Source organism: Salmonella sp. A29-2 (assembly GCF_020150755.1).
Taxonomy (GTDB): Bacteria; Pseudomonadota; Gammaproteobacteria; order Enterobacterales; family Enterobacteriaceae; genus Salmonella; species Salmonella enterica.
The window spans coordinates 176,987-189,143 of the sequence record NZ_CP083731.1; the positions used below are offsets into that span (position 1 = coordinate 176,987).

A 12,157-nucleotide genomic window follows, 5' to 3' on the forward strand; every position below is an offset into this window, starting at 1 on the left:
GGCCGGAATAGCCGTCAGCCTTCACGCCAGGCGCGTTCTATCTCTTCTGCAAGAATTTTTACGCCCGCCTCGATTTTGTCCGGTTCAGGCACGTAGTTCATCCGCATACACTGGTGTGTGTGCGGCCAGGGTTTATCCAGTCCGGGAAAGAAATAGTGGCCTGGCACCATCAGCACGCCGCGCGCTTTCAAGCGTTGATAGAGTAGCTCGGTGGTAATCGGCAGATCTTTAAACCACAGCCACAAAAATATTGCGCCTTCCGGTTTATGAATCAGGCAGCGTTCTTCGGATAAATAGCGACGAATGATCGCGATCGTCTGTTGAACGCGCTGATAGTAGAAAGGTTTGATAACCGTTTCCGACAGCCGCAGCAGATCGTTACGCTTAATCATTTCGCACATCATCGCCGGGCCCATGCCCCCGGGCGCAAGGCTGATGATGCCGTTCATGTTGGCAATGGCGGTAATCGTCTTATCATTGGCGATGATAATCCCACAGCGGGAACCGGGCAGCCCCAGCTTCGAGAGGCTCATACACAGGATAATATTGGGGTTCCACAGCGGGCGCGCCTCGCTAAAGATAATGCCCGGAAACGGTACACCGTAAGCGTTATCAATCACCAGTGGGATGTTGTGCTGATTCGCCAGTCTGTCCAGCTTCATCAGCTCTTCGTCGGTGATAACGTTACCGGTTGGGTTGGTCGGGCGCGAGACGCAAATCATCCCCGTTTCTTCGCCGATGTGCAGATGCTCAAAATCGACGTGATACTTAAACTGGCCTTCCGGCAGCAGTTCAATATTCGGGCGCGCCGAAACGAAGAGGTCGTCTTCCAGACCGGAATCCGCATAGCCGATGTATTCCGGCGCAAGCGGGAATAGTACCTTTTTCGTACTGCCGTCGGCGCGACGTCCGGCGAAGAGATTAAATAAGTAGAAAAACGCGCTCTGACTGCCATTTGTCAGCGCAATATTCTGTGGTTCGATATCCCATCCCAGCGTTTCACGTAGCAGTACGGCCAGTGCATTCAGTAGCGCCGTTTTTCCCTGGGGACCGTCATAATTACAAAGCGCATCAGCGGCTTTGCCGCTTTCTACCATCTCTGTCAGTAGCGTCTGGAAATAATCCTGCATTGCAGGGATGTGTGCCGGGTTACCGCCGCCAAGCATGATGGCGCCTGGCGTGCGTAAGCCGTCGTTGAGATCCTCCATCAGGCGGGTAATGCCTGAATGGCGGGTAAATTTATCGCCGAAAAGTGAAAATGTCATAACGGGTGATCTATCGAACTGTCTGTCAAAGTGGATAACCATAACGCTACAAATGGCGGGGCGCAAATGGGGGTCAGGCGGTGGTATTGATGTTTTATGCTACAAATTTTTATCAGGTTAGTTTTTTATTTTGAAGGGGCTACCGGTACGCGAGGAGACCGGTAGCGCCACGATTAGCGGCGGCCCGCCCAGACGACCATCACCGTATCGTCGCCGTACTGGCGTACAAAACCGTACTCGTGTTTTAGCGTCAGCGTGGTTTGTTGGCCTGCGCCGATGGCGGGATGTCTGGCGCGGAACTGGCTAATACGCTGCCAGTGCGCGACGGCTGCGGCTGACTTTCCGCTCACGTCCTGCCAGTTCATATCTGAACGGGTGCCTTGCAGCGGGTCGGAGCCGGTGGGGCCGAAGGGACGAGCGGATTCATCGCCGTAAAAGATCTGCACCGCGCCCGGCGAAAGCAGCAGCAGTTCCGCCGCCTTATCACCGCCCTCACGGAAAAGGCGCGTATCATGCGAGGAGAGGTAACTTAATACGTTGAAATCCTGCATTTTATCCGCCATCTGCTGCCAGACTGGCCCCATTTCCGCCAGGCAATCGACCGCTTTCGCCGCCTGCTCCTGATAATCAAAATTGATCATCGCGTCGAAACCATAGCGATAATAATCACTTTTCATGACGCCGTGGCCCCACGCTTCGCCAGTCATCCAGAACGGGCTATCATCCAGCGCTTTGTCCGGATTGGCCTGCTTCCATTCATGTAACGCCGCGCTGGCCTGGGTTTTTAGCTGTTGCCAGGCAGGAAGCTCAACGTTTTTGGCAGTATCGACCCGGAACCCGTCAATGCCGTAATCATGCACCCACTGGCTTAACCAGTGAGTCAGATAATCCCGTGGCGTATAGCCCTCAATGAACTTTGCTTTAGTATCGGGTTTGTTGGCATAGAACACGGGTAGGCCGGAAGGCGTGGTAGATTCCGTTTTTATATCCGGCAGGAAGGCCAGCGACAGGGTTAAATCGTCAAATCCCGGACTGTCGTAGTCGCCAATATCGGTACGAATCCACTTTTTCCCCCACCATTTTTCCCAGGCGGCGCTGTCGCTGAAGTTGATGTAGTCGTTAAAGCTGTGCCAGCTTTGTCCGGCGGCGGGTCGCCAGTTTGTCCAGCGATCGCCGAGAATTTTTTGCCGTTCCGCGCCGGATAAATAGAGCGCGCCGAACTGATACTCCTGCATATCCGCCAGCGTGGCGTAACCGGCATGATTCATTACTACGTCAAATAAAATACGGATGCCGCGCTGGTGCGCGCCGTCGACCAGCGCGCGGAGATCGGCTTCGCTGCCCATATTGGCATCCAGCGTCGTCCAGTCCTGAGTGTAATAGCCGTGATAGGCGTAATGAGGAAAATCGCCTTTTGTTCCGCCGCCGACCCAGCCGTGGATCTGTTCAAACGGCGAGCTTATCCACAAGGCGTTCACGCCTAATTGCTGTAGATAGTCCAGTTTACTCGTCAACCCGCGTAAATCGCCGCCGTGGAAAGTGCCAATCTCTTGCATACCATCCTTATGGCGACCATAGCTGTGGTCGTTGGTTGGATCGCCATTGCGAAAACGATCCGTAAGCACAAAATAAACGGTGGCGTTGCGCCAGTTAAAAGGCGCTGATGCATGGGTTTCCGCGCGTTCCAGCAATAAAAGCCCGTGGCTGTCGGCAGGTCGCAGCGTGATTTGCCCGTTTTGGACGGTATCGGTTTGACCACTGTAATAATCGCGCACTACCGTCCCTTCCGGAAAGGTTTGGCGAACATCCAGCGTGAGCGGCGAACCATCCCAGACGGGACACTGGTAGGTGAGCTGTGTGGTGCGTTCAGGTTCAGTTTTTATCGATAACAACAGGGTCGGCGTACCGGAGCGGGTATCTACCGTTATCGTATAGTCGCCATCTTTAAACAAACGCCATTGCGGCGGCGCGCCTTCGCAGGGTTTTAACGACAACATCTGGTTGAGTTTTATGGCGCCGGAGGGCTGCCAGCACTGCTGGTCAATATGGAGCGTTAACGCGCGTGTACCTTTTGTTAATGCAGCATGGCTGGTAAAGCGCCCGGTTTCCTGCGTCGAGAACGTCGGAAAACCGGGTGAGGTCCATGATGAGGCGATCGCGATACCGGGTATCAGCGTCAGAGCGAAGGCGGCAAGTTTCATCACGCTATCCTTTGTGGGCAATATTCATCAGCTTGCCTGGTTTTTAGGCGAATGAACTCCTCCTCAGCAGAGAGTCGCGCAGGAGGAGGCGCGAGGGTGAGCGACGAGGCGCAAAAAAACGCCTCTATTTGCGATAAGCACCACATTTTATTGGCATTATTGCTGCCTGTTATCGTTAATAGTTGACATAGTTTCGGATTAAGACTATTCCCTGAGGTGCTTTTTAAGCCTATTTTTGCTAGAATTTGGGGTTCAAACCTCAACTTCGTGAAAAATAAAAGGTGTTGGAATGTATCAATCCGACCAGGAGACCTAATGATATTGACTCCCATGCGACGATATGGGGCAATGATTCTTATGTTACTCACCATCGCATTTTCGGGTGAGGTGCTGGCAAAGACGCACGCAACACAAACGAGTCAAAAGTCCCACATAACTGAGACAAGTTATAAACAGGTTAGCAGTAAACAAGAGTATTCTCGCAATAGTGCAAAGAGCAGTTCACTTCCTGATTTGCGAAAATACCCTTCCGGAACCCCCAGAAAAAAAGCGTTTCTCCGGACCGTTATGCCTTACATCACCAGCCAAAATGCCGCGATTACCGCGGACCGTAATTGGCTGATCTCAAAACAGTACCAGAACCGCTGGTCGCCGTCTGAACGCGCGCGTATGAAAGATATCGCGAAGCGCTATAAAGTGAGCTGGTCCGGCAACACGCGTCGTATTCCGTGGAATACGTTGCTGGAGCGCGTCGACATTATCCCAACCAGCATGGTGGCGACGATGGCGGCGGCGGAAAGCGGCTGGGGAACCTCTAAACTGGCGCGTAGCAACAATAACCTGTTCGGCATGAAGTGCACGAAAGGGCGTTGTACCAATACGCCGGGTAAGGTGAAAGGTTACTCGCAATTCGCGTCGGTTGAGGAGTCGGTGAGCGCGTATGTCGCCAACCTGAACACGCATCCGGCTTATTCCTCTTTCCGCAAGTCGCGCGCCCAACTGCGTAAGGCGGATCAGGAAGTCACCGCCACGGCGATGATTCATAAGCTGAAGGGTTACTCTACCCAGGGGTCGCGCTATAACAACTACTTGTTCGCGATGTACCAGGACAACCAGCGTCTGATCGCCGCGCATATGTAATTCTGTGTGCCGGATGGCGCTACGCTATCCGGCTTACAAGGCGTCTGTAGGCTGGATAAACTACAACAACGCTTCACTATGCTGGTCGCGATACTCCTTCGGCGTAGTGACGTACTCCTTTTTAAACACCGAATAGAAATATTGCAGTGACGGGTAGCCGCACATTTGCGAAATTTCGTTTATCGCCAACGTGGTAGAAATCAACAAACTACGCGCTTTTTCCAGCTTTTCGGCGTGGATCAGCGCATGTATCGTCTCGCCAACTTCTTCCTTAAAACGTTTTTCCAGGTTTGAACGTGAAATCCCAACCGCGTCCAGCACCTGCTCGACTTTAATGCCCTTACAGGCATGGTTACGAATAAAGTGCATTGCCTGGATAACCGCCGGATCGGTCAGGGAGCGATAGTCTGTTGAGCGGCGCGCAATGACGCGCACCGGCGGCACCAGAATGCGCTGTAACGGCATCTCTTCGCGCGCCAGCAAACGGTGCAGCAGTTTCGCCGCCTGATAGCCCATTTGCCGCGCCCCCTGCGCGACGGAGGAAAGCGCGACGCGTGACAGGTAGCGTGTAAGCTCTTCGTTATCAATACCGATAACGCAAAGTTTTTCCGGCACCGGAATATGCAGGTGTTCACAGGCCTGCAATACGTGACGGGCGCGGGCATCCGTTACGGCAATGATGCCGGTTTGCGGCGGCAGCGTCTGAAGCCAGTCGGCGAGGCGATTTTGCGCGTGCTGCCAGTTTTCCGGCGCGGTTTCCAGCCCCTGATAGACTACGCCGCGGTATTTTTCCTCGGCGACCAGCTGGCGAAAGGCGTATTCCCGTTCCGCCGCCCAATGTTTGCGGCTGGAGTCGGGCAAACCGTAAAACGCGAAGCGGTTAACGCCTTTTTCTTTTAAATGCAGGAAAGCGCTTTCAACGAGCGCATGATTATCGGTGGCGATGTAATGAACGGCAGGATAATTTTCAGCAAGATGGTAAGAACCGCCGACCCCGACAATGGGTACGTCGACATCGGCCAATAATTGCGCGATATCGTCATCATCGTAATCGGCAATAACGCCGTCGCCTAACCACTCTTTAATGTTATCGATACGGGCACGGAAATCTTCCTCAATAAATATATCCCATTCGGATTGCGAGGCTTGTAAATATTCACCCACCCCCTCCACTACCTGACGGTCATAGGCTTTATTCGCGTTAAATAACAGAGTGATGCGGTGACGTTTATCAAACATGAGGATATATCCTGCAAAAGTGAACCTGGACTCATGGATACTATCAAAACGGCTGACATAACGGTCTGGCGAATGATGACAAATTATTTTGCGCCTGAAACGTTATGCGAAATTCATCACAGCAAACGGCGGATGACAATTGTCATTTCTTATCTATATATTACGGTTTTTTGTTTATTTGCCAGGATTCGATCGCGATCGCTTTTTTCTTCTGTGGTTTTCAGCGTTTTTTTGAGAGCCAGAGCACATTTGGGGATTCTCTTAATAGCGGTGTGAAATAACGTAATTGAGCAATAAATCAGGAAATTCCAGTATGACGTTATGTCGTTTACTTGCCGTCTTATCTGATTATGGAGCTCACTATGCAGGCTTATTTTGACCAACTCGATCGTGTTCGCTATGAAGGCCCTCAATCGACTAACCCGCTGGCATTTCGTCATTACAATCCCGACGAGCTGGTTTTAGGTAAACGTATGGAAGATCACCTGCGTTTCGCGGCCTGTTACTGGCATACCTTCTGCTGGAACGGCGCGGATATGTTTGGTGTAGGCGCGTTTAATCGTCCGTGGCAGCAACCGGGCGAAGCGCTGGAGCTGGCGAAACGCAAAGCGGACGTGGCGTTTGAATTTTTCCACAAACTGAATGTGCCTTTTTATTGCTTCCATGACGTGGATGTGTCGCCGGAAGGCGCGTCGTTGAAAGAATATAAAAACAACTTCGCGCAGATGGTGGATGTGCTGGCGGCGAAACAGGAGCAGAGCGGCGTAAAACTGCTGTGGGGAACGGCGAACTGCTTTACCAACCCGCGCTATGGCGCAGGCGCCGCCACTAACCCGGATCCGGAAGTCTTTAGCTGGGCAGCGACGCAAGTGGTTACGGCAATGAACGCCACGCATAAACTGGGCGGCGAAAATTACGTCCTGTGGGGCGGGCGCGAAGGTTATGAAACGTTGCTGAATACCGATCTGCGCCAGGAACGCGAACAGATTGGCCGCTTTATGCAAATGGTGGTTGAGCACAAACATAAAATGGGTTTCCAGGGCACGCTGCTGATTGAACCGAAACCGCAGGAACCGACAAAACATCAGTATGATTATGACGTTGCAACGGTCTATGGCTTCCTCAAACAGTTCGGCCTGGAAAAAGAGATCAAAGTGAACATTGAGGCGAACCACGCGACGCTGGCGGGCCATTCGTTCCACCATGAAATCGCGACCGCTATCGCGCTGGGTATTTTTGGCTCCGTTGACGCCAACCGCGGCGATGCGCAACTGGGCTGGGATACCGATCAGTTCCCGATTAGCGTTGAAGAGAACGCGCTGGTGATGTACGAAATCCTGAAAGCGGGCGGATTCACGACGGGCGGTCTCAACTTCGACGCCAAAGTTCGTCGCCAGAGCACCGATAAATACGATCTGTTCTACGGTCATATCGGCGCGATGGATACGATGGCGTTGTCGCTGAAAATCGCCGCGCGTATGGTTGAAGACGGCGAGCTGGATAAACGCGTGGCGAAGCGCTATGCCGGCTGGAATGGCGAGCTGGGGCAGCAGATTCTGAAAGGACAACTCTCCTTAGGCGAACTGGCGCAGTATGCGGAGCAGCATAATCTGGCGCCAGTACATCAAAGCGGTCATCAGGAGCTGTTAGAAAATCTGGTTAACCGTTATCTGTTTGATAAATAACCTTATCTACCGGGCGACTCCGCGTTAGCCCGGCCTGTAGTCGTGATTAGCCCGGTAAGCGTAGCGCTGCCGGGCGCTTTCAGTAAAGGAACCCACACTATGTATATCGGGATCGATCTTGGTACATCGGGTGTAAAAGCTATCCTGTTGAATGAGCAGGGCGATGTGCTGGCTACGCATACTGAAAAACTGACCGTATCGCGTCCGCATCCCTTATGGTCGGAACAGGAACCAGAGCAGTGGTGGCAGGCGACGGATCGTGCGGTTAAAGGTTTAGGTCGGCAACAGTCGTTAAGTGGCGTCCGGGCGTTGGGCATCGCCGGACAAATGCATGGCGCGACATTGCTTGATAGCCGTCAGCAGGTTCTGCGACCAGCGATTTTATGGAATGACGGACGCTGTAGCGAAGAGTGCGCCTGGCTGGAAAAACAGGTGCCGCAGTCGCGTGCGATAACCGGTAATCTGATGATGCCCGGTTTTACCGCGCCCAAATTAGTCTGGGTGCAGCGCCACGAACCGGATATTTTCCGCCAGATAGACAAAGTTCTGCTGCCGAAAGATTTTCTGCGGCTGCGAATGACGGGCGTCTTTGCCAGCGATATGTCGGATGCGGCGGGAACGATGTGGCTGGACGTGAAAAAGCGCGACTGGAGCGACGTTATGCTCAACGCCTGTCATTTAACCCGACAGCAGATGCCAGCGTTATTTGAAGGTAGTGACATTACCGGAACGTTGCTGCCAGAGGTAGCCAGCGCATGGGGAATGCCAGCAGTACCTGTGGTGGCGGGCGGCGGCGACAATGCGGCTGGCGCGGTCGGCGTAGGAATGATCGATGCCGGACAGGCGATGCTCTCACTCGGAACATCGGGCGTCTATTTTGCCGTCAGCGACGGCTTTCTGAGTAAACCGGAGAGCGCAGTACACAGTTTTTGCCATGCGCTGCCGGAACGCTGGCATTTAATGTCTGTAATGTTGAGCGCCGCCTCTTGTCTGGACTGGGCGGCTAAACTCACCGGGCAGAAGAACGTCCCGACGCTGATTGCCGCCGCGCAGCTGGCGGATGAGCATACCGATCCGATCTGGTTTTTGCCGTACCTGTCCGGCGAGCGCACGCCGCACAATAATCCGCAGGCAAAAGGCGTTTTCTTTGGTTTAACCCATCAGCATGGCCCGGCGGAACTGGCGCGGGCGGTACTGGAAGGCGTGGGATATGCTCTGGCGGATGGCATGGATGTGGTTCACGCCTGCGGCGTCAAACCCGCCAGCGTGACGCTTATCGGCGGCGGGGCGCGCAGCGAATACTGGCGTCAGATGCTATCTGATATTAGCGGGCTACAGCTTGATTATCGTACTGGCGGCGATGTGGGGCCAGCGCTGGGCGCGGCGCGTCTGGCGCAAATTGCGGTGAATAAACAGACTCCGCTCGCCGATGTATTGCCGCAGTTGCCGCTGGAGCAGGCGCATTATCCCGATGCGCAGCGTCATGCGGTTTATCAACAACGTCGTGAAACCTTCCGTCGACTCTATCAGCAGCTGTTGCCGTTGATGTCATAAGTCAGAATGCCTTTCGGTTTTGGCTGAAAGGCATTTCCCGTAAATATTAATTCTATTGAATTATATCGAAGTAAGTATGTGTGTTTTCTGATTTTTATATTATTGCTGAGCAGGCGCCTTTTTCATCGCTATTTCTTCGCTTAATGTGTCTCACACAACCACAAGGAGAGTGAGATGGACGATCACGTTGCACGCAGGAAACGGATGTTCGGCCTGGGAATGTTAGTTGTCGGTGCAGTGGTATACCTGGTGGGACTGTGGCCAGGCTGTCATACATTAAGCGAAAAGGGATATTTTTTTGCGGCAATCGTCATGTGCGGTTTTCCAGTCTTAATTCGCCAGGAACACACGGGGAATGACCGCTTGCTTTCTCGTTGCAAATCTTTGCTGTTGCTTGGCATCGGCATGGTCGCGGTCGGCGTATTTAACCTGGCGCTGGCGGGCGCGCTGAAAATACTGTGTCTGGTGGCGCTGGGGGTCAGTATATATGGAACCGATCTTTACGCTTCCTACAGTGATGATGAATGATGGCCGGAGCCATCATTATCGTTTAGCTAACCCATTTCCGTTTATCAATACGCTGTAACAGCATGGAAAGTAGTAGGCTTCCTGTCACCGTCGTGGCAAAAATCCACACGATGTCTAACGGCGGCCAACGCTTTAACTCCAGACCATTAGTACGTAGCGCATGGATAATCAACGCGTGGAAACCATAAATACCCAACGAGTGGCGGGAGATAAGCCCCAGTCCAGGTAACGTCCGCGCATTCAGCTTATTTTTAACTACCGTGAACAGTGAGACGGCGCAAATAAACACCATGGGACCGCAATACAGATACCAGGTATCGGCAAAATTTCCGCGCCAGCGTAATTCATGCAATGTGCCGCGAGAAATAACAAATACCGCGATGATAAACAGGGCAGTGCAGATAAGCGTCAGCGATGACTTTTGCGTCTCCATCATTCCAATGGCGCGGCCCAGGATACCGTAGAGAATGTAGTAGAACGTGTCGCCGCTGATATACAGATTGATGGGCAACCATTCAACGCCGCCGATTTTTTGCGGCACAGTATTTGGGTTAGCAATAATACCAATGATCACCATCAGCATCAGGAGCATTTTGCCGCTCACGTTTTTTACCTGGATTAATGGCGATACCAGGTAGATCACCGTAATCGCAAAGAAAAACCACAGGTGGTAAAACACGGGTTTTTGCAGCGCATTTTTTAGCGAAAGCTCGACGTTGATCGAAGTAAAAAGTGAAATGTAAGCCAGGGCGACAACGCTGTAAAAGATAAGGCACAGGGCGATACGTAAAAAATGCCGCGGTTGCGCGCAGCGCTCGCCAAAAAAAAGATAGCCTGAAATCATAAAAAACAGGGGAACGCTAACGCGCGAAGCCGAATTCAGGACATTCGCAATATCCCAGTTTAGCGGGCTGACGCTGTGGGCGTTGGTGATGTACCACGTTGTAGTATGGATCATCACTACCATTAAACAGGCGATCCCTCGCAGGTTATCAATCCAGTTAATTTTAGGCTGCATCAGTTCCTCAGCTTCCGTTTGAATAGAGTTCCAGTGCGGTGGCTCACTGGAAAAATCCGACTTTCTACGCTACATCTTGTGATGGCGTAAGGAGATTCGCACAATGTGTCTGCTACCCACAAACCTTAATAATAAGACTGACCAGCAAACCAGACGGTAATAAAAATGATAATGAAGTATTTCTGTACTGTGATGATAGCCATCGTTCTGGTGGGATGCACAGCGACACCGCCACCGACGCAAAAAGCCCAGCAGAGTAAAGTGAGCCCAACACGCACGCTGGATATGGAAGCATTGTGTAAAGCTCAGGCGGCGCAGCGTTACAACACTGGCGCACAGAAAATTGCTGTTACCGGCTTCGAACAGTTTCAGGGGAGCTATGAGATGCGGGGTAATACCTTCCGTAAAGAGAGTTTTGTCTGCTCTTTTGATGCAGATGGGCAGTTTTTACATCTTTCTATGCGGTAAAAGCCGCGCCTGGTGAGGTGTGATGCCGCGAAATCCGGCAATTTTCGCTAAACAAACCGGTTTCATACTGTATATCTCGCATCCAGCGGGTATACTGGCTCCTTCCTTTAAATCCACACGTATCCAGCACGAAATAATATGCAAAAGTTTGATACCAGGACCTTCCAGGGCTTGATCCTGACCTTACAGGATTACTGGGCTCGCCAGGGCTGTACCATTGTTCAACCATTGGACATGGAAGTCGGCGCGGGAACTTCTCATCCAATGACCTGCCTGCGTGCGCTGGGGCCGGAACCGATGGCGACTGCCTACGTGCAGCCGTCCCGTCGTCCAACCGATGGCCGCTATGGCGAAAACCCGAACCGCTTACAGCACTACTACCAGTTCCAGGTGGTGATTAAGCCGTCTCCGGAAAATATTCAGGAGCTGTACCTCGGATCGCTGAAAGAGCTGGGTATGGACCCGACCATTCACGACATCCGTTTCGTGGAAGACAACTGGGAAAACCCGACGCTGGGCGCCTGGGGTCTGGGTTGGGAAGTGTGGCTGAATGGCATGGAAGTGACGCAGTTCACCTACTTCCAGCAGGTCGGCGGCCTGGAGTGTAAGCCGGTGACCGGTGAAATCACCTATGGTCTGGAGCGTCTGGCCATGTACATTCAGGGCGTAGACAGCGTTTACGACCTGGTCTGGAGCGATGGCCCGCTGGGTAAAACCACCTACGGCGACGTGTTCCATCAGAACGAAGTGGAGCAATCCACCTATAACTTCGAATACGCCGACGTCGACTTCCTGTTCTCCTGCTTTGAGCAGTATGAGAAAGAAGCCCAGCAGTTGCTGGCGCTGGAAAACCCGCTGCCGCTGCCGGCCTACGAGCGTATTCTGAAAGCCGCCCATAGCTTCAACCTGCTGGATGCGCGTAAAGCTATCTCCGTCACCGAACGTCAGCGCTACATTTTGCGTATTCGCACCCTGACCAAAGCAGTGGCAGAGGCTTATTATGCTTCCCGTGAAGCCCTCGGCTTCCCGATGTGCAACAAAGACAAGTAAGAGGCGGCC

Annotated in this window: 10 protein-coding genes; 6 read left to right on the top strand and 4 right to left on the bottom strand. The window is 52.7% G+C overall.

Features of this window, described 5'->3' with window-relative positions:
* Window positions 1–14: 14 nt before the first annotated feature.
* Window positions 15–1,265, bottom strand: coding sequence for a valine--pyruvate transaminase (gene avtA, locus K8W53_RS00850; RefSeq protein WP_000144384.1), 1,251 nt, complete (start codon window positions 1,263–1,265; stop codon window positions 15–17).
* A gap of 173 nt (window positions 1,266–1,438) precedes the next feature.
* Complete coding sequence (locus K8W53_RS00855; protein WP_023225091.1) at window positions 1,439–3,466, bottom strand: alpha-amylase; 2,028 nt, start codon at window positions 3,464–3,466, stop codon at window positions 1,439–1,441.
* A 315-nt stretch (window positions 3,467–3,781) separates the two neighbouring features.
* Between K8W53_RS00855 and K8W53_RS00860 the strand changes: the two genes are divergently transcribed.
* The gene (locus tag K8W53_RS00860; RefSeq protein WP_001575119.1) at window positions 3,782–4,606 is read left to right on the top strand and encodes a protein bax; all 825 of its coding nucleotides are present in this window, start codon (window positions 3,782–3,784) and stop codon (window positions 4,604–4,606) included.
* A gap of 60 nt (window positions 4,607–4,666) precedes the next feature.
* Here K8W53_RS00860 and xylR read toward each other — a convergent pair whose 3' ends face one another.
* The gene (gene xylR / locus K8W53_RS00865) at window positions 4,667–5,845 is read right to left on the bottom strand and encodes a D-xylose utilization transcriptional activator XylR (protein WP_000459824.1); all 1,179 of its coding nucleotides are present in this window, start codon (window positions 5,843–5,845) and stop codon (window positions 4,667–4,669) included.
* 362 nt (window positions 5,846–6,207) lie between these two features.
* Here xylR and xylA point away from each other — a divergent pair, with 362 nt between their 5' ends.
* The 3 genes from xylA (at window position 6,208) to K8W53_RS00880 (ending at window position 9,612) form a co-directional block, all read left to right on the top strand.
* Window positions 6,208–7,530 carry a xylose isomerase gene (xylA, locus tag K8W53_RS00870; RefSeq protein ID WP_001149561.1) on the top strand — a complete coding sequence of 441 codons (1,323 nt, stop codon included), beginning with the start codon at window positions 6,208–6,210 and terminating at the stop codon, window positions 7,528–7,530.
* Window positions 7,531–7,629: 99 nt separating this feature from the next.
* Window positions 7,630–9,084 carry a xylulokinase gene (gene xylB / locus K8W53_RS00875; protein ID WP_000275322.1) on the top strand — a complete coding sequence of 485 codons (1,455 nt, stop codon included), beginning with the start codon at window positions 7,630–7,632 and terminating at the stop codon, window positions 9,082–9,084.
* 174 nt (window positions 9,085–9,258) lie between these two features.
* Entirely contained in the window at window positions 9,259–9,612 is a 354-nt protein-coding gene (locus K8W53_RS00880) for a YiaA/YiaB family protein (RefSeq protein ID WP_001635944.1), read from the top strand.
* Between the two features lie 22 nt (window positions 9,613–9,634).
* Here K8W53_RS00880 and K8W53_RS00885 read toward each other — a convergent pair whose 3' ends face one another.
* Complete coding sequence (locus tag K8W53_RS00885; protein ID WP_052939262.1) at window positions 9,635–10,630, bottom strand: acyltransferase; 996 nt, start codon at window positions 10,628–10,630, stop codon at window positions 9,635–9,637.
* Window positions 10,631–10,795: 165 nt separating this feature from the next.
* Here K8W53_RS00885 and K8W53_RS00890 point away from each other — a divergent pair, with 165 nt between their 5' ends.
* Both K8W53_RS00890 and glyQ read left to right on the top strand, forming a co-directional pair.
* Window positions 10,796–11,098: a YsaB family lipoprotein gene (locus K8W53_RS00890; protein WP_023206518.1), complete on the top strand. Its 303-nt coding sequence runs from the start codon at window positions 10,796–10,798 to the stop codon at window positions 11,096–11,098.
* Between the two features lie 138 nt (window positions 11,099–11,236).
* Complete coding sequence (gene glyQ, locus K8W53_RS00895) at window positions 11,237–12,148, top strand: glycine--tRNA ligase subunit alpha (protein ID WP_023138212.1); 912 nt, start codon at window positions 11,237–11,239, stop codon at window positions 12,146–12,148.
* The last annotated feature ends 9 nt before the right edge of the window (window positions 12,149–12,157 follow it).

Excerpts from the sequence above, each read along its gene's own strand:
- avtA (WP_000144384.1), bottom strand. The coding sequence starts at position 1,265 with ATGACATTTTCACTTTTCGGCGATAAATTTACCCGCCATTCAGGCATT.
- K8W53_RS00855 (WP_023225091.1), bottom strand. The coding sequence starts at position 3,466 with ATGAAACTTGCCGCCTTCGCTCTGACGCTGATACCCGGTATCGCGATC.
- K8W53_RS00860 (WP_001575119.1), top strand. The coding sequence starts at position 3,782 with ATGATATTGACTCCCATGCGACGATATGGGGCAATGATTCTTATGTTA.
- xylR (WP_000459824.1), bottom strand. The coding sequence starts at position 5,845 with ATGTTTGATAAACGTCACCGCATCACTCTGTTATTTAACGCGAATAAA.
- xylA (WP_001149561.1), top strand. The coding sequence starts at position 6,208 with ATGCAGGCTTATTTTGACCAACTCGATCGTGTTCGCTATGAAGGCCCT.
- xylB (WP_000275322.1), top strand. The coding sequence starts at position 7,630 with ATGTATATCGGGATCGATCTTGGTACATCGGGTGTAAAAGCTATCCTG.
- K8W53_RS00880 (WP_001635944.1), top strand. The coding sequence starts at position 9,259 with ATGGACGATCACGTTGCACGCAGGAAACGGATGTTCGGCCTGGGAATG.
- K8W53_RS00885 (WP_052939262.1), bottom strand. The coding sequence starts at position 10,630 with ATGCAGCCTAAAATTAACTGGATTGATAACCTGCGAGGGATCGCCTGT.
- K8W53_RS00890 (WP_023206518.1), top strand. The coding sequence starts at position 10,796 with ATGATAATGAAGTATTTCTGTACTGTGATGATAGCCATCGTTCTGGTG.
- glyQ (WP_023138212.1), top strand. The coding sequence starts at position 11,237 with ATGCAAAAGTTTGATACCAGGACCTTCCAGGGCTTGATCCTGACCTTA.